This window comes from Micromonospora sp. NRRL B-16802 (assembly GCF_001279555.1).
Taxonomy (GTDB): Bacteria; Actinomycetota; Actinomycetes; order Mycobacteriales; family Micromonosporaceae; genus Micromonospora; species Micromonospora profundi.
The window spans coordinates 133,104-157,575 of sequence record NZ_LGEB01000086.1; the positions used below are offsets into that span (position 1 = coordinate 133,104).

The window sequence follows — 24,472 nt, forward strand, 5'->3', positions numbered from 1 at the left end:
TTCACGGCGATGCTCCTCAAGCCTCGGTCGCGCCCCGGACGGGGTGCGGCTCACCGGAGGGTCGGAGTCGTCGCCCCGTTCCCTACCGCGTACCGAAGAAAATCGCAGAAAACCCCGGCGGTGGCGGTCCCACGCCGGGGCGGTCAGCGCGGATCGGGCCGGCCCGGCACCTGTCGGGGCTTCCTGCCGCCGCCGACATCAAGCGACGCCCGGTCGGCGGCCGAGGTGCCCGACGACCAACCCTCGGCGTCCCGGGCGCTGAGCCGGTGCCTGGTGACGCCCGGGAACAGGGTGTCCAGCCGCTCGCGGACCGCCTCGCCCCGCGCGGCGAGCACCGGCAACAGCCGTTCCGCCCCGGCCGTCTGCGCAGCCGCCTGGTCCGCCGCGTCGGTTGCCGCGTCGGTGGCCGCCCGCAGCCGCTCGCCGATCCGCAGCGCGAACGCGTTGAGGAACGACTCGTCCCACACCTTCGTCCGCCGACCTGACCCCGCCCGGCGCTCGGCACGCCCCCGCAGCATCGCACTGGTCGCCTGGACCAGCAGCGAGGTGTAGAGCACCTCCACCGCCAGCAGATCGGCGGGCCAACCCAGCACCGTGGTGAACCCGAGATCGTCGGACCAGACCGCCTCGCACCGGTTCGCCGCGGCGACCTCCTGCACCAGCAGCGCCTTCGCGCCCGCGTACGGGGCGTCGGTGCTCAGGCGTACCCCGCCGGGCACGTCGCCGCGATCCGCCCCGGCGGCCAGCAGCGCCTCGTCGATGCTGTGCCGGGCGATCAACTCCTGCGCCTTGCCGGTAAGCGCCTCCGCCTCGGCCGGGAAGGTTGTCGACTCGGCTTTGGCCAACAGCGCCCGTACCCGGTCGAGCATCGGCGACCCGCTGCGTGCCGTACCCGCAGGTCGGGCCGTCGCGGCACCGGCCGAGCCGGGTGGCGGGCGCAGCACCGCGATCGGCGGCAGGCTCTCCACAAGCGCGAGGGCGTCCACGGCAGTGCGCAGCGCGTCGGCCCGGTCCAGCCCTTCCCGCGCCGACCAGGCGGCCAGCACGCCTCGGTCGTTGTCCGACCGCGCCTCGGCGGCCAGCTCGCGCAACTGCTCGTCCCACCACGCCGGAACCGGTTCGGCCTGGTCGCGCCGCTGCGCGGCCATCGCGTCACGGACCAGCCGGGCGGCACGCGCGTCCAGCCGCCGGCTGGTGATCCGGTCCACGTCGACAGGCTGCCAACCACGCGGCCAGAGCCGCGCCACGCCACGGACCAGGCGACGCAGCAGAGCGGCGTCGACCGCCGTGGTGCCGTCCGTCGCGCCGGTGCCGACCATCAGGTGGTCCAGCTGCCGTTCGGCCAGCCGTACGTCGGTGCCGCGCACCGCCGCGAGCGCGTTGGCGACCAGTTCGTCCGCGTCCGGCACGGGGCACCTCCTTCTCCGGTTCCGCTGCCGACGAGGCGTACGCCCGCCCAGCTCCATGATCATGCCGCGAGCCGTGCCGGTGACACGAAACGGGGGATGTCGCCTGCCGCATCGGCTCCGGTGGGCATGGATCGGCCGGTCCAGGGTATTTCCGCACCGACGTGGATGTGAGGTGTGTCGTGGTCGGTTCCAGCCTGCCGAGGAGGCGCACCGTCGACGTGCCGGACGGTCGTTCCTCCACGCTCGCCGGCGTCCTGATCGGCATTGCGATCATGGCGGCGGTGGACGAGATCGTCTTCCATCAGTTGCTGGGCTGGCACCACTTCTACGACCGGTCCACCCCGTCGATCGCGCTGCTCTCGGACGGGCTGCTGCACGCCGCCGAGCTGATCGCCCTGGTCGGGGGCTTCTTCTGGTTCGCCGACCTGCGCCGACGGCGCGCACTGTCGACCCGGCTGACGTGGGGCGGCTTCCTGCTCGGCGCCGGAGGGTTCCAACTCTTCGACGGGCTGGTCGACCACAAGGTGCTCCGCGTTCACCAGATCCGTTACGGCGTACACCTGCTGCCGTACGACGTGGTGTGGAACGTGGCCGGCGCGGTGCTGCTGCTGGCCGGCGTCGCCGTCGTGTGGTCGGCCCGATCCCGTCGGGCAGGCGACGGCCCCCGGTGACAGTCGTCCCTGCCGGCCCGCAGGGCTGGCCCGCGCCGGGGACGGACGGGCCGGCGATGCTCCCGGTCGTCGCGCACGGCGGACACGGTACGGACGGGCCGGGCTGGCTGCCGCTGCTCCCCGTCGTGCTGCTGGCGGGCGGCTATCTGCTGGCGGCGTTCCGCGACCCGCGCGGCTGGGACCATCGGCGCAGCGCCGCCTGGCTGGTCGGCTGCGCACTGCTGGCCGTCGCCGTCGGGCCGCTGGGCCAACTCCCCGACGACCCGCGCGGGCACATGGCGCAACATCTGCTGCTCGGCATGCTGGCCCCGCTGGGGCTGGTCCTCGGCGCCCCGGTGACGTTGCTGCTGCGGGTCGCACCCCCGTCGGTACGCCGGGCGGTGGGTCGGCTGCTGCGCGCCCGCCCGCTGCACCTGATCGCCCACCCGGTCACCGCCGCGCTGCTCAGCACCGGTGGGCTGGCCCTGGTGCTGCTCACACCGCTGTACGCGGCGGCCGAGCGGCAGCCCACACTGCACCACGCAGTGCACCTGCACTACGTGGCCGCCGGGTACCTGCTCGCCTGGTCGCTGGCCGGGCCGGACCCGGCGCCGCGCCGTCCCGGACTGACCGTGCGGATCGGCGCGCTGCTCGGCGCGGCGGCCGGCCACTCCGCGCTCGCCAAATATCTCTACGCGAACGCCGGCAGCCTGCCTCCCGGCCTCACCGACCCGGACGTGGAGGCGTTCCGCTCCGCCGCGCAGCTCATGTACTACGGCGGCGACATCGCCGAACTGCTCCTGGCCGTGGCACTCTTCGCCAGCTGGTACAACAGCCCGGCCCGCCGGCGCTCGGCGATCAGGAGGGCCGCGGGCGACCTGGTGTCGCGGCGCTCCTGATCAGCTAGGGGTACGGGCGTTCAGGGCTGTGGAAAGCTGAGCCAGGAAGGCGCGGATGCTCTCCTCGCTGTGGGGCGTCTCGGCCTGGTCGTTGAGGGGGCCCGAGTAGCGCAGCGCCTGGTCCAGCGCGTCAAGCGTCTCGGCCCGGTCACCCGGATAGAGCCCGCCGACCACCCCGTCGGCGACACGGGTCACCACTGAATCGTCGAGCGCCCTGTCGAACTGGATCCCGTAGAGGATCCCGTTGACGTGGCCCTTCCAATTGTCCGTACCCATGAATCTCTGCTCCCCTAGAAGATCCGGCCGCCGTCCCAGCCCAGGATCGGAACACCAGCCAGGCCGTTGCGTTTGAACTCGGCGTCGAGATTGGCCATGTGGCTCACGTCGGGCTGGTAATGACCGCTGCGCGCCGTGGCGTACTGGACCATACCGTCCTTCACGACCAGCTCGCCCGCCGCCGCGACCGGCTGCCCGTTGCCGAGCGTCGAGTGGTGGAAGTCGCCAACCTTCTGGTAGTTGGACGCGTACAGGTTGCCGTTGCGGTCCATCACGAAGATGGCCTGACCGTTGCCGCTGAACACCGTCTGGGCGCTCGCCGTGTCGAACGGCTCGCCGCTCTTGGCGCTGCGCAGGACCCCGTTGCTGTCGAAGAAGACCCGGTGATCTTCGAGTTGCTCCGGAGTGAGCCGGCGCACCGCCGTCGGGAAGTGCCCGCCGGGCAGGTGCTCGTTGCGGTACTTGTCGAGCATCGGCTGCGTGTGGTGGTAGCGGGGCGTCGTGTGCGGGCCGGGCACGCGGGGACCCCCAGGGCCCTTACGCCCACCGCCCTTGCGGGTGAACTTGCGCAGCAGTGTCTTCGCCCGCTTCAGCAACTGCGGAATGATCTCCTTGACGACCCGCTCGACGACCTCCTTGATGATCCGCTGGATCGCCATCCGGGCCAGGCCGATCGAGACCGGGATCTGGGCCAGCGAGGCACCGAAGCTGGGGGCTGCCGCCGCGAGCGCGATCGCCACCTGCACGACGAGGATCGTCAGCTGGATGATCACCAGGATCTTCTGCGTCAGGGTGATGATGGCCATCACCAGCAACGCCATGCCGATCAGCTCGGCGGCCTGAGCGCCGTCCTCCATCCGGCGCGGCGCGCCCTCCTCGCCGTACCAGGCCTGCTCGAACGCGCGGACGTCCTCCCCGCGGTTGGTCGCGCTGACCTTCGCCGCGCCCGCCTGCGCCTCACCGACAGCAGTACGCAGCTTGCCGGCGAACGCGAACCACATCTGCGACGCCTCGAACAGCAACTCCTCGTCGGCCATCGGCCAGGTGAAACCGACCCAGCCCAGAGCCTCGGCCAGCTCAGGAGGTAGCTGCATACCCACTGGGCAGCTCCATCCTGGTGAAGAGTTCGGAGTTCGCGGTGTCGATCGCCTCGTACGCGTCGGCGGACTGGTCGAGGTTCGCGGAGGTCTCCAACAACTGGTCGCCCATCGACCGGAACACGTCGAGCGCGTGCGTCAGCACCTCGACGTACACGGCACCGAACAGGGAGCCCGCCTCGTCGGCACCCCACGGGCTGCCAGCCCCGTTGACAGTCGACTCCAGACCGCTTACCGCCGCGCCGAGTTGCTGGCCGGTGGCCGCGAGCGAATCCGCCGCGGCACGCAGAGCGTCGAGGTCCACCTCGATCCCGTTGGCCATCGGCTCAGCGCCGATCCATCCGGCGGGTCGCCGCGTCGAGGTCGCCGATCATCCGCTGGAACCCACGGAAGGCGTCCTCGGAGACGCGTCCGAGTTGCTCGGTGAGGGCCGCGCTGTCGACGCCGGCCGCCGCCGTCAGCTCGGCCCGCCGGGCGCGCTCGTCGGCCTGCGCCGCCTGGACCGCCTCCAGGACGTACTCGGCGATAGCGGTGGTGCCGGCGCGGGACAGGCTCGGGTCGATCACGAGGCTCTGAAGGCCGCCGTAGGCGCCGACCTCCGCCTCGACGAGCCCGCCTCCGCCGACGCCCCGGCCCACCATCTGCTCGGCGGTCGGCACCGTCGTGTCGTCGTCGGCCACCGGTTGGGCCGAGGTGGCGGCACCGGCCTGGCTCAGGAGGCGCATCGCCTCTTCGAGTGACCGGCTCAGGCCGGACGGATCGATCCCACTCGCCATGTCGTCCCCCTACGACTCGCGGTCCTACCTCCGGGGAGCGACAGTACCAACGCCCCCGCAACATTCGCGGCCCCGTGAAATCCCTTGTGGACGCAGTCGCGCGTGCCCGGAGACCTGCGCCGCCCGGCTCCCGACGGAGCCGGGCGGATCACCGCCAGTCGGCGAGGATCGCGTCGACCGCCACGGCATCGCGCTCCGGGTCGGGTGCCGGTGCGGGCCGGTCGGTGGGCGTCCGGTCGAAGCGCGGTGCCGGTGCCGGCTGGATCTCGCCGCCGACCTCGACGAACGTGCCCCGGGCTGCATTGTGCGGATGCCGGTACGCCTCACCGGGCGCGAGGACCGGAGCGACGCAGGCGTCCAGGTCGGCGAAGACCGCCGTCCACTCGTCCCGGGTCCGCTCGGCGAACCGCTCGGTGAACCGTCGGTGCAACTCGTCCCAGCCGCTCGGGTCGTACTGGGCGGGCAGGTCCGGCTCGTCGGCGAGACCCAGACCCGTCAGCAACACGGCGTAGAAGGCCGGCTCCACGGCGCCCACGGCCATGAAGCCACCGTCGGCAGTGGCGTATGTGTCGTAGAACGGTGCGCCGCCGTCGAAGATGTTGCGGCCACGCGGGGCGGCCCACAGGCCGGCGCCGAGCATCCCGTGCAGGAACGACGTGAGCAGGGCGGACCCGTCGACCATCGCCGCGTCGACGACCTGGCCGACACCGGAGCGTTCCCGTTCCAGCAGCGCGGCAAGCACGCCCACCGCGAGCAGCATGCCGCCCCCGCCGAAGTCACCGAGCAGGTTCATCGGCGCGTGTGGGCGCTCGCCGGCCCGGCCCAGTGGTTCCAACGCCCCGGCCACAGCGATGTAGTCGATGTCGTGCCCGGCCCGGAACGCCAGCGGGCCGTCCTGGCCCCAGCCGGTCATCCGCGCGTACACCAGTCGGGAGTTTCGGGCCTGGCAGGTCTGCGGCCCGAAACCCAGCCGCTCGGCGACGCCCGGGCGGTAGCCCTCGACGAGGACGTCGGCGGCATCCGCCAGGCGCAGCAGGTCCGCCACCCCCGCCGGAGACTTCAGGTCCACTGTGGTGACCCGGCGTCCCCGCTGCAACGGCCCGCCGGTCGGCGTGGCCAGCCGCCCCGCACCCGGTCCACCCGGCCGGTCCACCCGTACGACGTCCGCGCCGAGGTCGGCGAGCATCATGCAACCGAACGGCGCGGGTGCGAGACCCGCCAGCTCGACCACCCGTACCCCGGCCAGCGGTCCGCCGCGCGCCGGCGCTGCGCCGGGGCCCGCGCCCGTCACGCGATGCCAGCCGGTTCGACGGTACGGGCGGCGAGCCGCTCCTCCAGGTCGGCGGGAGGCGTGAAGCGGTCGCCGTAGCGGGAGGCCAGCTCACTGGCACGGGCCGCGAAGCCGGCCGGACCGCCCGCGTACTGCCGGACGTAGCGGATCACCCCTCCCGTCCAGGCCGGGAAGCCGATGCCGAAGATCGAGCCGATGTTGGCGTCGGTCTCGGTACGCAGCACGCCTTCGTCAAGGCAGCGCAGCGCGTCCAGCGCCTCGGCGAAGAGCATCCGCTCCTGAAGGTCGGTGAACGGCACCGCCCGGCCGGCGTCGGTGATCAGGTCGGCGAGCCCTGTCCACAGCCGCCCTCGGGTGCCGTCGTCGTAGGAGTAGAAGCCCCGCCCCGCCGCGCGCCCCGGCCGCTCGTACGCGTCGACAAGCTCGTCGACGAGCCGGTGCGCCGGCAGCGGCAGGAAGTCCCCGCTGGCGGCCTCGAACTGGCGCCGGATCCGCTGGATGAGGGTGAGGCTCACCTCGTCGGCGAGCGCCAGCGGCCCGGTCGGGTAGCCGGCCTGGAGGGCAGCCTGCTCGACAGACGCGGCCGGTACGCCCTCGGCGACCATGCCGACAGCCTCGTCGATGAACCGGCCGATGACCCGGCTGGTGAAGAAACCCCGCCCGTCGTTGACAACGATCGGCGTCTTGCCGATCCGCCGGCCCAGGTCGAACGCCCGCGCCAGCGCGACGTCGCCGGTCTGCTCGCCCACCACGATCTCCAGCAGGGGCATCCGGTCCACGGGGGAGAAGAAGTGCATGCCGATGAAGTCGGCCGGCCGGTCCACGCCGTTTGCCAGCCCGGTGATCGGCAGTGTGGAGGTGTTGGAGGCGAGCAGGGCGCCGGGTGCCAGCACCGGCAGCACCTCGGCGAACACCTTCTGCTTCAGCGCCGGGTCCTCGAAGACCGCCTCGATGACCGCGTCGCAGCCGGCCAGGGCGTCCACCTGGTCGGTGGTGGTGATCCGTTCCAGGACGGTCCGGGCATCGGCCTCCGAGGCGCGGCCCTTGCGGACCTGGCGTGCCAGCAGCCGCTCGGCGTGCTCCCGGGCCCGGTCGGCAGCCTCCGGGGAGACGTCCTTGACCACCACGTCGATGCCGGCGCTGGCACAGGCGTACGCGATTCCGGCGCCCATCATGCCCGCCCCGAGCACCGCCACCCGGCGCACCGGCGGCGCGTCCACCCCGGACGGGCGGGCGGCACCGCCGTTGACGGCCTTCAGGTCGAAGAAGAAGGCCCCGATCATGTTCTTGGCGACCTGCCCGGTGAGCAGGCCGATCAGGTGCCGGGTCTCCACTGTGAACGCGGTCTCCAGGTCGACCTGCGCGCCCTCGACGGCGGTGGCCAGGATCGCCTCCGGCGCGGGCAGCCGGGCACCCTTGAGCTGCTTGCGAAGGGTCGCCGGGAAGGCCGGCAGTTGTGCCGCAAGCGATCGGCTGGCGGGTGTGCCGCCGGGCATCCGGTAGTCCGGGCGGTCCCACGGCTGCGACGGGCGCGGGTTGGCGGCGATCCAGGCGCGGGCACGGTCCAGCATCTCCGCCTCGGTGGCCACGACCTCGTCGACGATCCCGGCGGCCAGGGCGTCGACCGGACGCATCCGGCGGCCGGTGAGCAGCACAGTTGTCAGCGCTCCGGCCAGGCCGAGCATGCGTACCGTCCGGGTGACGCCGCCGGCACCGGGCAGCAGACCCAGTGTCACCTCGGGCAGCCCGAGCCGCGAGCCGGGGGCGTCCAGCGCGATCCGGTGGTGGCAGGCGAGCGCGATCTCCAGGCCGCCGCCGAGCGCCGAGCCGTTGACGGCGGCGACCACCGGCCGGCCCAGCGTCTCCAGCCGGCGCAGGTCCCGTTTGATGGTGCCGAGCAGGTCGGCAAGCCCGGCCGCCTCGGCACGGGTCGCCCGGATCATCTCCGGCAGGTCACCACCGGCGCAGAACGTCGACTTCGCGCTCGTCACTATGACTCCGGCGAGGTCGGGCTCGGCCTCCAGCCGGTCCAGCGCGGCGCTCATCGAGGCGACGTACGCCCGGTTCATTGTGTTCGCGGACTGGTCGGGGTCGTCAAGGGTGAGCGTGACGATGGCGTCGGCACCGCTGTCGTACCGGATGGTGTTTGTCATGTGTGGTCCTCCGGTTCAGCAGCGCTCGATGACGGTGGCGACGCCCATGCCGCCGCCGATGCAGAGGGTCACGACGGTGCGGCGCAGATCGCGGCGTTCCAGCTCGTCCAACGCGGTGCCGAGCAACATCGCTCCGGTCGCGCCGAGCGGATGGCCCAGAGCGATCGCACCACCGTTGACGTTGACGCGGTCCGGGTCCAGGCCCAGGTCACGGACGTACTTGAGGACCACCGCGGCGAAGGCTTCGTTGATCTCGAACAGGTCGATGTCGTCGACTGTCAGGCCGGCGGCGGCGAGCGCCTTGTGGGTGGCCGGGATCGGGCCGGTCAGCATCAGCGTCGGGTCGGCGCCGGTGACCGCCGCGCCGACGATCCGCGCGCGCGGGGTGAGGCCGAGGTCCCGGCCGACGTGCTCCGAGCCGATCAGCACCAGCGCCGCGCCGTCCACGATTCCCGACGAGTTGCCGGCGTGGTGGACGTGCTCGATGGCCTCCAGCCAGTGGAACTTCTGCAACGCGACAGCGTCGAAGCCAGCAGCCTCGCCCATCGTGGCGAAGGACGGCGTGAGCTTGGCCAGCGCCTCCCGGGTGGTGTCCGGCCGTAGGTGCTCGTCCACGCTGAGGATCTCCAGCCCGTTGGCGTCGCGGACCGGCACCACCGAACGGGCGAAGTGCCCACCTGCCCACGCCTTGGCCGCGCGCTCCTGCGAGCGCAGCGCGTAGCCGTCCACGTCGTCGCGGGTGAAGCCCTCCATGGTGGCGATGAGGTCGGCACTCACGCCCTGCGGGACGAACGACGTGGAAAGCGCCGTCTGCGGGTCGGTGGCCCAGGCCGCACCGTCGGAGCCCATCGGCACCCGCGACATCGACTCCACCCCGCCGGCCAGCAACAGGTGCTCCCAGCCGGAACGGATCCGCGCGGCGGCGGAGTTGACCGCCTCCAACCCGGAGGCGCAGAACCGGTTGAGCTGCACCCCGCCCACCTCGTCGGGCAGCCCGGCCAACAGGGCGGCGGCGCGCGCCAGGTCACCGCCCTGCTCGCCGACCGGGGTGACGATGCCGAGCAGCAGGTCCTCCAGCCGCCCGACGTCCAGGCCCGGGTTGCGCTCACGCAGCGCGTCGATCAGGCCGACGACCAGGGAGATCGGCTTGACCCCGTGCAGCGCGCCGGTGTCCCGGCCGCGTCCGCGCGGGGTGCGGACCGCGTCGTAGACGTACGCCTCAGAGGACACGGGCGATCAGCTCCTTCATGATCTCGTTGGTGCCGCCGTAGATCTTCTGGACGCGGGCGTCGGCGTACATCCGGGCGATGGGGTACTCGGTGGTGTAGCCGTAGCCGCCGAAGATCTGCAGGCAGCGGTCCACGACCTCGCACTGACCCTCGGTGAGCCACGACTTCGCCATGGCTGCTGTCGCCACGTCCAGGTCGCCACGGTCGTGCCGGACGATGCAGTCGTCCAGGAAGACCCGGCTGACCCGGGTGCGGGTGGCGCACTCGGCGAGCACCATCCGGGTGTTCTGGTGCCCCATCAGCGGCTTGCCGAAGGCGGTGCGCTCCTTGGCGTACGCGACTGTCAGTTCGACGGCGCGTTCCATGGCGGCGACCGCCCCGACGCCGATGACCAGGCGCTCCTGGGGAAGCTGCTGCATCATCTGGATGAAGCCCAGCCCTTCGGCGCCGCCCAGCAGGTTGGCCGCCGGCACCCGGAAGTCGTCGAAGAACAACTCGGCGGTGTCGTTGCCGTGCAGCCCGACCTTGGACAGCAGCCGGCCCCGGCGGAAGCCCTCCGGGTCGCCCCCGACCTCGCAGACCAGCAGGGAGATGCCGGCGGCCCGCTGCTCGGGGTCGGTCTTGACCGCCATGACGATCAGGTCAGCGAGGCCGCCGTTGGTGATGAACGTCTTCGCGCCGGTGACCAGGTAGTCGTCACCGTCGCGGATCGCCCGGGTGCGCATCGCCTGAAGGTCGGAGCCGCCGTCGGGCTCGGTCATCGCGATGGCGCCGACCAGCTCACCACTGCACAGTCCGGGCAACCAGCGCCGCTTCTGCTCCTCGCTGCCGTACGCCACCAGGTAGCCGGTGACGATGCCACTGTGGACGGCCAGCCCGAGGCTGCTCTCCCCGGTGTACGCCTGCTCGTGCAGCAGCACCGCCTCGTGGGTGAAGCCGCCGCCGCCACCGCCGTACTCCTCGGGGACCGACAGCCCGAGCAACCCCAGCTCACCGGCGCGCCGGTAGTGCTCGCGGTCCGGGTGGCCCTGGGTCAGCAGGCGTTCGGTGTGCGGCAGCACCTCCTTGGTGAAGAAGGTGCGGGCCAGGTCGGCGAGGTCGTCGTGCTCCGGCTGCCGCCAGGGCGATGGGGGACCGTCGAGTGGGGGCATGCGCCCCACCCTCGCGCGCTGTTGGCAACCTGTCAATAAGTGCGGATCACTCGGGCGGTTAGCTGCTGGTCGACTCGCGTCGTGCCGAGGCCGCCAGCCGTTCGGCGAGCGCGAAGACGCGGTCGCGGAGTTCGTCCGGGCGTCCGATGACGAACGGCAGATCGAGCGCGGCGAGCACACCGGGCAACCAGTCGAGACTCTCCGCCCGGATCTCCACGTCCTGCCAGCCTTCGTCCGCGCCCTCTCGCACCTCGGCGACGCTGGCCGGCAGCCGCCTGCGGATCTGCTCGACTGTTCCTTGTATCCGCAGCGACACGGCGTGCTGGTACGGCGCTCGTGCCATCGAGGTGAGAAGGTGCCCGGCCGGATCGTTTCCGGCGGGCGGCTCGAACGAGCCGGGCAGAGGTCTCGCGTCCGCGATGCGGTCGAGTCGAAGGGTGCGCTCCTCGCCGATATCCGGATCGACACCGATGACGTACCACCGGCTCGCATGGTTGACCAGCCCGGACGGATGCAGCACGCGGACGCTGCGCCGGCCGTTGCCCGAGGTGTACTGCAGCGAGATCGGCCGGTGATGACGGACCGCCTCGGCGACGGCGAGTAGTACGTCGGACCGCGGCGCAGGGAGGTCACCGGGCTCGGCGGTGAAGGCGAGGGACTGGAGTGCGGCGTCGAGCCGGTCCGCGGTCCGCGGCGGCAGGACGCGACGGATCTTCGCGGCGGCTGTTTCACCCGCCGTGCCCGTTGCTGTCGCCAACCCGGCACGGCGGCCGGCGATCAGGCCGAGTAGGACGGCAAGGGCTTCGTCGTCGTTGAACATCAGCGGCGGCAGGCGATAGCCGGCGGCGAGCCGATAGCCGCCGTAGCGGCCGCGCACCGACTCCACCGGCAGGTCCAGGTCGACCAGATGACTCACGTAGCGCCGCACCGTGCGCGGTTCGACGCCAAGGCGCTCGGCAAGCTCGGCCATCGTCCGGACGCCGCCGGACTGCAGGAGCTCCAGCAGGGCGAGCACCTGGGCTGTCGGTCGTGCCACGGTCGGAACTTTATCAAGATACTGGACCGAACCTGTCCAGTATCTGTTCTACCGTGATCCCGACCGACCGATACCGAAGGGCACCGAGCAGGGAGAAGACATGGACTTCGTCTCGATCCGCATCATCACCGACGAGATCAACCGCCTGGTCGGCTTCTACGAGAAGATCACCGGCGTGCAGGCGGCCTGGGGCAACGAGGACTTCGCCGAGTTGCGTACCGCCCACGGCACGCTGGCGATCGGCAGCACCCGCACCGTCGGGCTGTTCGCGCCCGGCTCAGCCCGCCCGGCCGAGAACCACAGCGTGATCATCGAGTTTCTCGTGGAGGACGTGGACGCTCTCTACGGGAAACTGAAGGGCGTGGTGGACGAGTTCGTGAACGAGCCGACGACCATGCCCTGGGGTAACCGAGCCCTGCTGTTCCGCGACCCCGACGGCAACCTGGTCAACTTCTTCACCCCGGTGACCCCGGCCGCGATCGAGAGGTTCCGCCGTTGACCCGTCGGCGCGGCATCGAGGCCGGCGGCTCCGAGGAGGGCACGGGGGCCGTCGACGCCGAAGCCGGCGGTGTGAGCTGCCGATAGGGTCGGGCAGATGAGTGTCGAGACGGCTCCGCGCCGCCGCCGTCTGGAGCCGGACGCCCGACGCGGGCAGATCCTGGCCTGCGCGGTCCGGCTGTTCGGCGAGCGCCCGTACGCGGACGTGTCGACCACCGACGTCGCCCGCGAGGCAGGTGTCGCCCGTGGCCTGGTCAACCACTATTTCGGCGCGAAGAAGGACCTCTACCTGGAGGTCGTCCGGGTCATGGTGACCATCCCCGAGGTCGCCGTGGAACGGCTGCCAAAGGGCGACCTGCACACCCGCGTCGACGCCAGCGTCACCTGGTTCCTCGACGTGGTGTCCCGGCACAGCACCTCCTGGCTGGCCGCCGTCACGGCGCGGGGGATGGGCGGCGACGCCGACGTGGAGCGGGTGCTCGCCGAGGCCGAGGAGGTCGCCGCCGACCGGATGCTCGTCGCCGTCGGGCTCGCCGACGAGGCGGAGCACCACGAGGAGCTACGCGGGATGGTCCGGGCGTACTGCGGCCTGGCGATCTCGACCGCCCGGGAGTGGCTCCAGCGCGGCGCGCTGACCCGCCCCCAGGTGCACCTGCTGCTCACCACCACGCTGCTGACAATCGTCGAGCAGGTCATCCCGCAGGTCATCGCCGACGACGGGTCAGCGCGGCCGCACAACTGAGGAGCGCGCGCTCAGGCCGCGCGCCGGCCACCGGTCCGCGCCGCCGGAGCGGCATGGCGGTCGGCGGCCTGTCCGGCGTACGGCTCGGAGCGGACCACCCGCAGCGGCTGGTCCACCTCGTCGGCGCGGAACCGCCAGCGTGACGGTGCCTGTTGCCGCTGCGGCGAGGGCCCACCCGGGCGCAGACCGGGGCGGGACAGCAGCACGGTGATCAGGTAGCCGACCACCAGGAAGCCGTGGCTGACCAGCCGCTCCCCGCCCACCGAGCCGGTGGCCAGGTCGTTCACCGAGAGCAGCAGCAGCGTGCCGACGAACGCGCTGAGCATCGGCAGCAGTCCGGCCGGCGGGCTGCGGCGTACCGCGACGAAGAGGAAGCCGGCACCCACCGCGACGTTCCAGGCGGCCGACTCGTGCCAGAGGTGCTGGCCGGCGGGGTGCAGGTGATCGGCAGCCGCGCCCCGGCCCACCTGGGCCAGGCCGAGCACCAGCTGCACCGCGCCGAGCAGCCCGAGCGCCCCGCGCAGCCCGGCGACCAGCCGGCCGCGTCCGACCGCCAGCCGCCCGCGACCGGCCAGGCGCCGCCACCACTGCCTGCGGGCCGGAGCCTCCGCGGTGGCGGCGGCCAGGATCGCGGCGGTCCGGTCGGGCACGTCGGTGACCAAACGGGTCCGAACCCGACGGGTCACCGCGACCGCCGCCGTGAACCAGGCCCGGCAATCGGCGCACCCGTCGAGGTGCCCCTGCGCCGCCGCCCGTTCGGCGGCGGTCTCCTCCCCGTCCAGCTGCGCGGACAGGACCTCCCGCCACTGCTCACACCCCATGTACCGGTAGTCGCTCCGGCGGCCGCTCCGGTTCCCGGCGACCGTCACCCGTTGTGGAATACTCGCCGGACCATGACGCGCTACGGCCTGCTGATCCTGCCCGCCACCAACCGGGTGTACGCCCGATCCGCCGTCGACCTCACCCGGGCCGAGCTGGAGATCTTCGGACGCTCGGCGCTCGACGGTCGGATCGGTGAGTTGGACACCGAGGTCGTCGGTGGGGCGTCCTACGTCACGTTCACCGGTGACGGGCTGACCGAGCGTGACTTCGCCGTCCTGGGCAATCTCTCCGCCGGGTACGCGCTGTTCGAGATCGTCGGCGACCTGCTGCGCCCGGTCGAGTGGAGCCGGCTGGACCGCTACGACGACGACCTGCTCACCATCCAGAAGTACCCGGGCAAGACCAACGAGCAGTTCACCAAGCTGCTGCTCAACGTCACGCTGCTCGCCTCGGACTGGGCCGGCGAGCTGACCAGCCGGCGGTTCCGGGTGCTCGACCCGCTGTGCGGTCGGGGCACCACCCTCAACCAGGCGCTGATGTACGGCTTCGACGCCGCCGGGGTGGAGCGCGACCAGAAGGACGTCGAGGCGTACCGGGCGTTCATCACCACCTGGCTGAAGCAGAAGCGGATCAAGCATCGGGTGCTGGAGTCGGGTCCGGTACGGCGGGAGCGCAAGGTTGTCGGCCGCCGGGTGCGGATCGAGCTGGCACCGACCCGCGAGGAGCACAAGGCCGGTCGTACGCAACTGCTGGACGTGGTCAACGCGGACACCACCAGGTCGGCGGAGTTCTTCCGCCCGGAGACCGTCGACCTGATCGTGGCGGACGCCCCGTACGGCGTGCAGCACGGCAGTCGTACCGCCGATCAGGGGTTGTCGCGTGACCCGCTGGCGCTGCTCGCGGACGCCGCGCCGGTCTGGGCGCGGCTGCTGCGGCCCGGCGGGGCGCTCGGCATCTCCTGGAACACCCACGTGGCAAGCAGGGACGACGCGGCGGCGGCGCTCGTCGACGCCGGCCTGAGCGTTGTCGACGCGGAGCCCTACCACGCGCTGCGGCACCGGGTGGATCAGTCGATCATGCGCGACGTGCTTGTGGCCCGCCGCCCGGTCTGACCGGCCCACCGCACCCCGCCACCGCCCTCGCCGGGCTGACTGCCCACTCCGCAGCGGCCTTCCGCCCTGTTGCTGCCATTTTGTCCGGATCCTACCCATTTGGTGGGCCGGTGTGAAAACCGCGTCAAGAAACGGTTCGCCGCCGTCATGGTCGCGTCACGACCCCTGCCGACCGGCGCGTAGCGGGGCTTTGATTGCCCCGCGCGACCGGAAGGCGGTCGCGAGGAACCTAGCCGGTCTGAGGAGTCAGCGTGTCTGACGTGGTGTTCGTGGTCCTGACGGTGGCGCTGTTCGCAGCGCTCGCCCTGGTGATCCGGGCGGTGGAGAAGCTGTGAACGCGGTCAACGCCGTCGGCCTGGTGCTCGCGATCGTCCTGGGCGCGTTCCTGGTGTTCGCCCTGTTGTTCCCGGAGCGCTTCTGATGACCATGACAACAGCGGGCGTCATCTTCGTGCTGACGCTGGTGGCGGCCATCGTCGCCGTCTACAAGCCGTTCGGCGACTACATGTTCCGGGCGGTCTCCGGCACCCGGCAGTCCCGGGTCGAGCGGGGGATCTACCGACTGGTCGGGGTCAACCCGGCCGCCGAGCAGACCTGGGGCGTGTACGCCCGCAGCGTGCTGGCGTTCTCCGCCACCTCGATCCTGTTCCTGTACCTCTTCCAGCGGGTGCAGAACCACCTGTGGCTGTCGCTGGGCTTCGACGCGGTGGTGCCGCACGGCGCGTGGAACACCGCCGTGTCGTTCGTGACGAACACCAACTGGCAGTCGTACTCGGGTGAGTCGACGATGGGCCACCTGGTGCAGATGGCCGGCCTGGCGGTGCAGAACTTCGTCTCGGCGGCGGTCGGCATCTCGGTGGCGGTCGCGCTGGTACGCGGGTTCGCCCGCAGCCGCACCGGGCAGCTCGGCAACTTCTGGGTCGACCTGACCCGGATCGTGCTGCGGATCCTGCTGCCGATCGCGGTGCTCGGCGCCATCGCGCTGATGATCGGCGGGGTGGTGCAGAACCTGTCCGGCGGCACCGACGTCACGACGCTCACCGGCGGCTCCCAGACCATCACCGGCGGGCCGGTCGCCAGCCAGGAAGTGATCAAGGAGCTGGGCACCAACGGCGGCGGCTTCTACAACGCCAACAGCGCCCACCCGTTCGAGAACCCCACCTCGTGGACGAACTGGCTCCAGATCTTCCTGATCCTGCTGATCCCGTTCAGCCTGCCCCGGGTGTTCGGCCGGATGGTCGGGCAGAACCGGCAGGGTTACGCGATCGCCGCCGTGATGGGCATCCTCGCGTTCGCAAGCGTCGCCCTCACCAACGTCTTCGAGCTGGCCGGCCACGGCACGGTGCCGCAGGCGGTCGGCGCGGCTCTGGAGGGCAAGGAGGTGCGGTTCGACGTCTCGAACTCGGCGACCTTCGCCGCCGCCACCACGCTCACCTCGACCGGCGCTGTGAACTCGTTCCACGACTCGTTCACCTCGCTCGGCGGCATGATGACGATGGTCAACATGATGCTCGGCGAGGTCGCGCCGGGCGGCACCGGCTCCGGCCTGTACGGCCTGCTCATCCTCGCGGTGATCACGGTCTTCGTGGCCGGCCTGATGGTGGGTCGCACGCCCGAGTACCTGGGCAAGAAGATCGGCTCACGGGAGATCAAGTTCGCCTCGCTGTACTTCCTGATCACGCCGATCCTGGTGCTTGTCGGCACGGCGGCGGCGTTCGCCACAGGCAACAACTCCACAGCGCTCAACGTCGGCCCGCACGGCCTCTCCGAGGTGCTCTACGCGTTCACCTCGGCCAGCAACAACAACGGCTCCGCCTTCGGCGGCATCACGGTCAACACCACCTGGTGGGACACCGCGCTCGGGTTGTGCATGCTGCTGGGCCGCTTCCTGCCGATCATCTTCGTGCTCGCGCTCGCCGGCTCGCTGGCCCGCCAGGCACCCACCCCCGCGTCCGAGGGCACTCTGCCGACCCACCGTCCGCTGTTCGTCGGGATGGTCGTCGGCGTCACAGTCGTCCTCGTCGCGCTGACCTTCCTGCCCGCGCTCGCGCTCGGCCCGCTGGCAGAAGGGCTCTGACCATCATGAGGAACGAGGACATGTCCGTGACATCCGGGCAGCTCGCCACCGCAGCCGACCAGGGCAAGCGGGTCGGCGGAGGCCTGCTCGACCCCCAGCAGCTCATCCGGTCCCTGCCGGACGCCGTACGCAAGCTCAACCCGGCCACCATGTGGCGCAACCCGGTGATGCTGATCGTCGAGGTCGGCGCGGCCTTCACCACGGTCCTGGCGGTGACCGACCCGTCGGTGTTCGCCTGGGCGATCACCGTCTGGCTCTGGCTGACAGTGCTCTTCGCCAACCTGGCCGAGGCCGTCGCCGAAGGGCGGGGCAAGGCGCAGGCCGCGACACTGCGGCAGGCCAAGAAGGACACCATCGCCACCCGGCTGGTCGGCTGGAAGCCCGGCGCGCGGGCCAACAGCTACACCGACGAGGCCGTCGCAGCCCCGGAGTTGCGTCAGGGCGACGTCGTACTCGTCGAGGCGGGCGGCATCATCCCCGGCGACGGCGACATCGTGGAGGGCATCGCCAGCGTCGACGAGTCGGCAATCACCGGCGAGTCGGCTCCGGTCATCCGCGAGTCCGGCGGTGACCGCAGCGCTGTCACCGGCGGCACCAGGGTGCTCTCCGACCGGATCATCGTGAAGATCACCCAGAAGCCGGGGGAGAGCTTCATCGACCGGATGATCGCCCTGGTCGAGGGCGCCAACCGGCAGAAGACACCGAACGAGATCGCGCTGAACATCCTGCTCTCCGCGCTCACGATCATCTTCCTGCTGGCAGTTGTCACCCTCCAGCCGCTGGCGATCTTCTCCAAGGCGTACCAGGCGGCGGCACCGGACAGCGGGGCGATCACCGACTCCGGCGTCACCGGGATCGTGCTCATCTCGCTGCTTGTCTGCCTCATCCCGACCACCATCGGCGCGCTGCTCTCGGCCATCGGCATCGCCGGCATGGACCGGCTCGTGCAGCGCAACGTCCTGGCCATGAGTGGCCGGGCCGTCGAGGCGGCCGGCGACGTCAACACCCTGCTGCTGGACAAGACCGGCACCATCACGCTCGGCAACCGGCAGGCCGCCGAGTTCGTACCCGTCGAAGGGGTCGCCGTCGAGGCGATGGCCGACGCCGCCCAGCTGTCCAGCCTGGCCGACGAGACCCCCGAGGGGCGCTCGGTGGTAGTGCTGGCGAAGAACGAGTTCGGGCTGCGCGAGCGCGAGGCCGGCGTGATGCCGCACGCCACCTTCGTGCCGTTCACCGCGCAGACCCGGATGAGCGGCGTCGACCTGACCCCGGACGGCAGCGTGGACGGGGGAGCGGTGGGCACTGCCCGCCGGGTCCGCAAGGGCGCCGCCGCCGCCGTGATGAAGTGGGTACGGGAGAACGGCGGCCACCCGACCGAGCAGGTCGGCGAGATCGTGGACGCGATCAGCAGCACCGGCGGCACCCCGCTCGTGGTCGCCGAGCACGTCGACGGGGAGCCCGCCCGCGCGCTGGGCGTCATCCACCTCAAGGACGTCGTGAAGGCCGGCATGCGGGAGCGGTTCGACGAGATGCGCCGCATGGGCATCCGTACCGTGATGATCACTGGCGACAACCCGCGTACCGCGAAGGCCATCGCCGACGAGGCCGGGGTGGACGACTTCCTGGCCGAGGCGACACCGGAGGACAAGCTCGCGCTGATCAAGCGGGAGCAGGAGGGCGGCCGGCTGGTCGCCATGACCGGCGACGGCACCAACGACGCGCCGGCACTCGCCCAGGCCGACGTCGGGGTGGCGATGAACACCGGTACGTCGGCCGCCAAGGAGGCCGGCAACATGGTCGACCTCGACTCCGACCCGACGAAGCTCATCGAGATCGTGGAGATCGGCAAGCAGTTGCTGATCACCCGCGGAGCGCTCACCACGTTCAGCATCTCCAACGACATCGCGAAGTACTTCGCGATCATCCCGGCCATGTTCGCCGGCCTCTACCCGAGCCTGGACGCCCTCAACATCATGCGGCTGGCCAGCCCGGAGTCGGCGATCCTGTCCGCCGTCATCTTCAACGCCCTGGTGATCATCGCGCTGATCCCGCTCGCCCTGCGCGGCGTGCGGTACCGGCCGGCCGCCGCGTCGAAGCTGCTCAGCCGCAACCTGCTGGTGTACGGCCTGGGCGGCATCATCGTGCCGTTCATCGGGATCAAGCTCATCGACCTGCTCATCCAGTTCGTCCCGGGGATTTCGTGATGCGCCTACCCACCTGGATCGCCCAACACCTCGCCGCCCTGCGCGCCGTACTCGTGTTCACTGTGCTGCTCGGGCTGGTCTACCCGCTGGCCCTGGTCGCGGTCGGTCAACTGCCCGGCCTCAACCACAAGGCCGACGGCTCGCTGATCACCTCGGGCGGGACGACGATCGGCAGCTCGCTGATCGGCCAGTCCTTCACCGACGCCGACGGCAACCCCATCGGCCGCTACTTCCAGTCCCGCCCGTCGGCTGCCGGAGACGGCTACGACCCGACCTCCACCGCGGCCAGCAACCTCGGCCCGGAGAGCGTCGTCGACACCCTGGCAACCGACCCGGAGGAGTCCAGCGAAAGCCTGCTCACCCAGGTCTGCGGGCGCAGCCGGTCGGTCGGCGAGCTGAACGGCGTCGACGGCAGCCGTCCCTTCTGCACCGACGACGGGGTCGGCGCGGTGCTCGCGGTCTTCCGCGCCGACGGCCTGACCGGCCCCGTCACCCGGGTGGTCAGCGTCAACCAGGTCTCCCCGGCCACCCCGTTCGTGTCCTCGTACCAGGGGATGCCTGTGGAGCTGGCCCAGCCCGGCGAGGACTACGTGGCCGCCGGCGGTGTGATCACCCCGATCCGCGGCGACGCCCCCGCCGAGCCGGCAGTGCCCGCCGACGCGGTCACCGCCAGCGGCAGCGGCCTCGACCCCCAGATCAGCCCGGCGTACGCCGAATTGCAGGTCAACCGGGTGGCGCGGGAACGCGGCGCGGACCCCGCGGCCGTCCGCAAGCTCGTGCGGGAGCACACCGGCGGACGCGCGCTCGGCTTCATGGGCGAGCCGGGGGTGAACGTCCTGGAGTTGAACATCGCGCTCGACAAGCAGTACCCCGCACGCTGAATGCGTAAGGAAGGGCCCCTTCTTAACGCCTCGCGTTAAGAAGGGGCCCTTCCTTCTGATCGGAGAGGATGGTTCCGTGCCACGCGGAGAACTGCGCATCTACCTCGGAGCCGCCCCGGGCGTCGGCAAGACGTACGCCATGCTGGAGGAGGCCCAGCGGCGAGCCGCGCGCGGCACCGACGTGGTGATCGGCTTCGTGGAGACCCACGGCCGGCAGCAGACCGCCGCCATGGTCGGCGAATTGGAGCAGGTGCCCCGCCGCACGATGACCTACCGGAGCGCCGAGTTCACCGAGATGGACCTGGACGCGGTGCTGGCCCGCAGGCCGGAGATCGCTGTGGTCGACGAGCTGGCACACACGAACGTGCCCGGCTCGCGGCACGACAAGCGCTGGCAGGACGTCCAGGAACTGCTCGACGCGGGCATCGACGTGCTGTCCACGGTCAACGTGCAGCACCTGGAGTCGGTGAACGACGTCGTCGCGCAGATCACCGGCACCACCCAGCGGGAGACGGTGCCGGACGAGATCGTCCGCGCCGCCGAGCAGGTCGAGCTTGTCGACATGACACCCGAGGCGCTGCGCCGCCGGATGGCGCACGGCAACATCTACCGCCCCGACAAGATCGACGCCGCGCTCGGCAACTACTTCCGGGTCGGCAACCTCACCGCGTTGCGCGAGCTGGCGCTGCTCTGGCTGGCCGACAAGGTCGACGAGCAGCTTGAGGTGTACCGCAGCCAGCAGGGCATCGCCGCGACCTGGGAGGCCCGGGAACGTGTGGTGGTGGCGCTTACCGGCGGCCCGGAGGGCGAGACGCTGATCCGCCGCGCCGCCCGCGTCGCCGCCCGCAGCAAGGGTGCCGACCTGCTCGCCGTGCACGTCGCCCGCAGCGACGGCCTGGCCGGCGCGGACCCGGCCCAACTCGCCCGCCAGCGGGTGCTCGTGGAGAGCCTCGGCGGCACCTACCACCAGGTGCTCGGCACCGACGTGCCGGCCGCGCTGCTGGACTTCGCCCAGGGCGTGAACGCCACCCAACTGGTTCTCGGCGCCAGCCGGCGTGGGCGTCTCGCGCAGATCTTCGCCCGGGGCGTCGGGGTGACCACCACCGCGCTCTCCGGGTCGATCGACGTGCACCTTGTCACCCACAAGCAGGCAGGCAAGGGTCGCCGGGCGGCGGCGGTGCCGGCCGCGCTGTCCCGACGCCGGAGGCTGCTCGGCTTCGTCCTGGCCGCGCTGGGCATGCCCCTGCTCACCCTGCTGTTGAGGACGCTGCCCGACCTGACGCTCACCAACGACATCCTGCTGTTCCTCGCCGGAGTCGTCGGGGTCGCACTCGTCGGTGGCGTGTGGCCGGCGCTTGTCGCCGCGCTGGGCGGCTCGTTGCTGCTCAACTGGTTCTTCACACCGCCCTACCGCACGTTGACAATCGCCGAGGCGGACAACCTGCTCGCCCTGGCCGTCTTCGTCGGCGTGGCGTTGGCGGTGAGCTGGGTCGTCGACGTGGCCGCCCGGCGTACCCGCGAGGCCGCCCGCGCCGCCGCCGACGCGCAGACCCTCGCGGCCGTTGCCGGTGGCGTCCTGCGCGGCGAACGCCCGTTGCCCGCCCTGCTGGACCAGCTCCGGGAAACATTCGGGCTGCGCGCGGTGAGCGTGCTGGAGTTGGCCGAGGAGGCCAGTGGCCGTCCCGACCGGTCCCGCGAGGAGCACGCCTGGTGCGTCGTGGCCAGTGTCGGCGAGGAGCCTGCCTGCACGCCCGACGGCGGCGAGACGGCGGTACCCGTCGACGACCGGATCACCGTCGTGCTCAGCGGCCGCCGACTGGAGGCCGCCGACCGGCGGATCGTCGAGGCGTTCGCCGCCCAGGCCGCCGTCGCGCTGCGCCAGGAACGGCTCGCCGAGGAAGCCGCCACCGCCAAGCCCCTCGCCGCGGCAGACCGCATGCGCACCGCGCTGCTCGCCGCGGTCAGCCACGACCTGCGTACGCCGCTGGCGTCGGCGAAGGCAGCCGTCACCAGTCTGCGCAGCCACGACATCGAGTTCGACGAGTCCGACCGAGAGGAGTTGCTGGAGACCGCCGAGGAGTCGCTTGACCGCCTCGCCCGGCTGGTCGCCAACCTCCTGGACATGAGTCGACTCCAGGCCGGCGTCCTCGGCATCACCGCTACCGCGATCGGACTGGAGGACGCCGTACCCCTGGCGTTGGACGAACTTGGCCCGGCGGCCGCGACCGTCGCCACTGACATCCCGGCCGACCTACCGGCCGCCACCGCCGACCCGGGCCTGCTGGAACGGGTGCTGGTCAACATCGTCGCCAACGCGCTGCGCTACAGCCCACCCGACAAGCCACCCACGATCACCGCGAGCGCGCACGCCGGGCAGGTGGAGCTGCGGGTGATCGACCGGGGGCCGGGCATCCCGGAGGACCAGTGGGAGAACGTCTTCCTGCCGTTCCAACGCCTCGGTGACAGGGACAACCAGACCGGTGTCGGTCTCGGTCTCGCCCTGTCCCGGGGGCTTGTCGAGGCGATGGGTGGCAGCATCATCCCGGAGACCACCCCCGGCGGTGGGCTCACCCTGGTGCTGCGGCTGCCCGCCGCGCAGTCCAGCTCGGAGGGGCCGCAGGAATGACGCGCATCCTTGTCGTCGACGACGAACCGCAGATCCTGCGTGCCCTGCGGATCAACCTGCGTGCCCGCCGGTACGACGTGGACGTCGCCGGCACCGGCGCGGCCGCGTTGAAGGCCGCCGCCACCCACCCGCCGGACCTTGTGGTGCTGGACCTCGGCCTGCCCGACATCGACGGCGTGGAGGTGATCCGTGGCCTACGCGGATGGACGGCCGTGCCGATCATCGTGCTCTCCGGTCGGGCCGGCAGCGAGGACAAGGTGGCGGCGCTCGACGCCGGTGCCGACGACTACGTCACCAAGCCGTTCGGCGTGGAGGAACTGCTGGCCCGCATCCGCGCGGTCACCCGACGGCTGGGTACGTCAAGCGAGGCGGTGCCGGCACTGCGGATCGGCCAGCACACGGTCGACCTGGCCGACCGCAGCGTACGGCGGGACGACGGCACCGAGGTCAAGCTGACACCCACCCAGTGGAGCGTGCTGGAGAAGCTGGTGCGGCACCCCGGCAAGCTTGTCAGCCAGCGGCAGCTCCTGCAGGAGGTGTGGGGGCCGGAGTACCAGAACGAGACCAACTACCTGCGGCAGTACCTGGCCCAGTTGCGGCGCAAGCTGGAGGACGACCCGGCCCGCCCCCGGCATCTCATCACCGAGCCGGGAATGGGCTACCGCTACCGCCCCTGACCTGGGCGCCTGCGGTGGCCGCCAGGGCGGGCACCCGGACCGGCGCGGTCGGTGCCGCCCGGTCGCCGATGCTTTCGGGGAGCGGTGGCGCCACCAGCAGCGGGTCGACCTGGATCCGGTCGATGCCGAGCGGGCGCAACATGCCCCGCAACGCCGACTCGCAGAGTTCCTCCCACTGCTGGTCCGCACCCATCGCGGCGACGAGCAACTCGACCCGGGTGAAGGCGATCCCCACCCGCTGCCCCTGCGGTGAACGGCCGGTCCGCACCGTCCGTACCTGCCGTCCCGGCAGATTCCGCACCGGAACGGCGTACCTTATCGCTGCCTCGTCCATCGTCGGTTGGTCCTCTCTGTCGATCCCACGGCGGTAAGCGCCCGCCGATCCCCGGCGGGCAATGGTGGGGAGGCTCATGCGGCGGGTGCCGCCCAGGCCCTGGTGTCCTGCGCCGTACGCGGCTCCGCCGGATCGGTCAGGTCGAGCGCGCGGAGGATGTGGTGCGCCACCGTGACCTCCACCCCGGCGCGGCGACGCAGGTCGGCCACGGCGCGGTGCAGCACTGTCATGCTGTCGGCGGAGAGCCGCACCACGGCGTCGACGTCGGCGGCGATCCACCACGCGGCGACGGCGCAGGGCTCGTGCCGCAGGTACTCCACAAGGTGACTGCCGGGCGCGGACGGGCCGAGCCGGACGCTCACCAGCGCCTCGTGCCGGCGATCCGGCTCGCCCGCACCCGTGGAGTGCTCGGCCGGGCCGCTGTCCGGGTCAGTGGCCGGCAACGGGTGCCCCCGTTCCCAGCGCGTCATCCGCCAAGGACTCATGGACCCATCGTCACCACCGGTCGGTGGAGATGGGCCCGCCTATACGCC

Annotated in this window: 24 protein-coding genes; 11 read left to right on the forward strand and 13 right to left on the reverse strand. The window is 71.6% G+C overall.

Annotated features, from left to right (window positions below; genetic code table 11):
* Positions 1-143: 143 nt before the first annotated feature.
* Entirely contained in the window at positions 144-1,409 is a 1,266-nt protein-coding gene (locus tag ADK66_RS23745) for a DUF2786 domain-containing protein (RefSeq protein ID WP_053658945.1), read from the reverse strand.
* 179 nt (positions 1,410-1,588) lie between these two features.
* On the opposite strand from ADK66_RS23745, the gene ADK66_RS23750 reads away from it, so the two are divergent.
* Positions 1,589-2,080 (forward strand): DUF2243 domain-containing protein, encoded by a 492-nt coding sequence (locus tag ADK66_RS23750; RefSeq protein WP_082377628.1) that lies wholly within the window; start codon positions 1,589-1,591, stop codon positions 2,078-2,080.
* Entirely contained in the window at positions 2,077-2,958 is an 882-nt protein-coding gene (locus tag ADK66_RS23755; protein ID WP_231640166.1) for a cytochrome c oxidase assembly protein, read from the forward strand. Before ADK66_RS23750 ends, ADK66_RS23755 begins: the two co-directional genes overlap by 4 nt.
* Here ADK66_RS23755 and ADK66_RS23760 read toward each other — a convergent pair whose 3' ends face one another.
* From ADK66_RS23760 to ADK66_RS23800, 9 genes are all read right to left on the reverse strand, one after another.
* A complete protein-coding gene (locus tag ADK66_RS23760) occupies positions 2,959-3,234 on the reverse strand; it encodes a hypothetical protein (RefSeq protein WP_053658947.1) in 276 nt (91 codons plus the stop codon).
* 14 nt (positions 3,235-3,248) lie between these two features.
* Positions 3,249-4,334: a hypothetical protein gene (locus ADK66_RS23765; protein ID WP_197281623.1), complete on the reverse strand. Its 1,086-nt coding sequence runs from the start codon at positions 4,332-4,334 to the stop codon at positions 3,249-3,251.
* The gene (locus tag ADK66_RS23770) at positions 4,312-4,653 is read right to left on the reverse strand and encodes a WXG100 family type VII secretion target (RefSeq protein WP_053658951.1); all 342 of its coding nucleotides are present in this window, start codon (positions 4,651-4,653) and stop codon (positions 4,312-4,314) included. Before ADK66_RS23770 ends, ADK66_RS23765 begins: the two co-directional genes overlap by 23 nt.
* 4 nt (positions 4,654-4,657) lie before the next feature.
* A complete protein-coding gene (locus ADK66_RS23775) occupies positions 4,658-5,107 on the reverse strand; it encodes a YbaB/EbfC family nucleoid-associated protein (protein ID WP_053658953.1) in 450 nt (149 codons plus the stop codon).
* 148 nt (positions 5,108-5,255) lie between these two features.
* Positions 5,256-6,398, reverse strand: a complete 1,143-nt coding sequence (locus ADK66_RS23780) for a CaiB/BaiF CoA-transferase family protein (RefSeq protein ID WP_053658954.1) — start codon at positions 6,396-6,398, stop codon at positions 5,256-5,258.
* A complete protein-coding gene (locus ADK66_RS23785; RefSeq protein ID WP_053658956.1) occupies positions 6,395-8,551 on the reverse strand; it encodes a 3-hydroxyacyl-CoA dehydrogenase NAD-binding domain-containing protein in 2,157 nt (718 codons plus the stop codon). The genes ADK66_RS23780 and ADK66_RS23785 overlap by 4 nt, the downstream gene beginning before the upstream one ends.
* 15 nt (positions 8,552-8,566) lie before the next feature.
* Entirely contained in the window at positions 8,567-9,781 is a 1,215-nt protein-coding gene (locus ADK66_RS23790) for an acetyl-CoA C-acetyltransferase (protein WP_053658958.1), read from the reverse strand.
* Entirely contained in the window at positions 9,771-10,931 is a 1,161-nt protein-coding gene (locus ADK66_RS23795) for an acyl-CoA dehydrogenase family protein (protein WP_053658959.1), read from the reverse strand. The genes ADK66_RS23790 and ADK66_RS23795 overlap by 11 nt, the downstream gene beginning before the upstream one ends.
* A 58-nt stretch (positions 10,932-10,989) precedes the next feature.
* Positions 10,990-11,967, reverse strand: coding sequence for a YafY family protein (locus tag ADK66_RS23800; RefSeq protein WP_053658961.1), 978 nt, complete (start codon positions 11,965-11,967; stop codon positions 10,990-10,992).
* Positions 11,968-12,067: 100 nt separating this feature from the next.
* On the opposite strand from ADK66_RS23800, the gene ADK66_RS23805 reads away from it, so the two are divergent.
* The gene (locus tag ADK66_RS23805) at positions 12,068-12,466 is read left to right on the forward strand and encodes a VOC family protein (protein ID WP_053658963.1); all 399 of its coding nucleotides are present in this window, start codon (positions 12,068-12,070) and stop codon (positions 12,464-12,466) included.
* 96 nt (positions 12,467-12,562) lie between these two features.
* Complete coding sequence (locus ADK66_RS23810; protein WP_053658965.1) at positions 12,563-13,207, forward strand: TetR/AcrR family transcriptional regulator; 645 nt, start codon at positions 12,563-12,565, stop codon at positions 13,205-13,207.
* A gap of 11 nt (positions 13,208-13,218) precedes the next feature.
* On the opposite strand, the gene ADK66_RS23815 is transcribed toward ADK66_RS23810, so the two are convergent.
* Complete coding sequence (locus ADK66_RS23815; RefSeq protein ID WP_053659435.1) at positions 13,219-14,028, reverse strand: zf-HC2 domain-containing protein; 810 nt, start codon at positions 14,026-14,028, stop codon at positions 13,219-13,221.
* A 72-nt stretch (positions 14,029-14,100) separates the two neighbouring features.
* On the opposite strand from ADK66_RS23815, the gene ADK66_RS23820 reads away from it, so the two are divergent.
* The 7 genes from ADK66_RS23820 to ADK66_RS23850 all read left to right on the forward strand — a co-directional run bounded on the left by ADK66_RS23820 (position 14,101) and on the right by ADK66_RS23850 (position 23,605).
* Positions 14,101-15,141 (forward strand): TRM11 family methyltransferase, encoded by a 1,041-nt coding sequence (locus ADK66_RS23820; RefSeq protein WP_053658967.1) that lies wholly within the window; start codon positions 14,101-14,103, stop codon positions 15,139-15,141.
* Between the two features lie 331 nt (positions 15,142-15,472).
* Positions 15,473-15,562 (forward strand): K(+)-transporting ATPase subunit F, encoded by a 90-nt coding sequence (gene kdpF, locus ADK66_RS23825; RefSeq protein WP_036390805.1) that lies wholly within the window; start codon positions 15,473-15,475, stop codon positions 15,560-15,562.
* Entirely contained in the window at positions 15,562-17,217 is a 1,656-nt protein-coding gene (kdpA, locus tag ADK66_RS23830; protein WP_053658969.1) for a potassium-transporting ATPase subunit KdpA, read from the forward strand. The genes kdpF and kdpA overlap by 1 nt, the downstream gene beginning before the upstream one ends.
* Before the next feature lie 20 nt (positions 17,218-17,237).
* Positions 17,238-19,421 (forward strand): potassium-transporting ATPase subunit KdpB, encoded by a 2,184-nt coding sequence (gene kdpB / locus ADK66_RS23835; protein WP_053658971.1) that lies wholly within the window; start codon positions 17,238-17,240, stop codon positions 19,419-19,421.
* Complete coding sequence (locus ADK66_RS23840; protein ID WP_053658973.1) at positions 19,421-20,302, forward strand: potassium-transporting ATPase subunit C; 882 nt, start codon at positions 19,421-19,423, stop codon at positions 20,300-20,302. Before kdpB ends, ADK66_RS23840 begins: the two co-directional genes overlap by 1 nt.
* A gap of 76 nt (positions 20,303-20,378) precedes the next feature.
* Entirely contained in the window at positions 20,379-22,928 is a 2,550-nt protein-coding gene (locus tag ADK66_RS23845) for a DUF4118 domain-containing protein (RefSeq protein ID WP_053658975.1), read from the forward strand.
* Positions 22,925-23,605, forward strand: coding sequence for a response regulator (locus ADK66_RS23850; protein ID WP_053658977.1), 681 nt, complete (start codon positions 22,925-22,927; stop codon positions 23,603-23,605). Before ADK66_RS23845 ends, ADK66_RS23850 begins: the two co-directional genes overlap by 4 nt.
* Here ADK66_RS23850 and ADK66_RS23855 read toward each other — a convergent pair.
* On the reverse strand, positions 23,568-23,939 hold the full coding sequence (locus ADK66_RS23855; RefSeq protein WP_157552871.1) for an SAV_915 family protein: 372 nt from the start codon (positions 23,937-23,939) through the stop codon (positions 23,568-23,570). The genes ADK66_RS23850 and ADK66_RS23855 overlap by 38 nt on opposite strands.
* Before the next feature lie 74 nt (positions 23,940-24,013).
* On the reverse strand, positions 24,014-24,424 hold the full coding sequence (locus ADK66_RS23860; protein WP_157552874.1) for a hypothetical protein: 411 nt from the start codon (positions 24,422-24,424) through the stop codon (positions 24,014-24,016).
* Between the last annotated feature and the right edge of the window lie 48 nt (positions 24,425-24,472).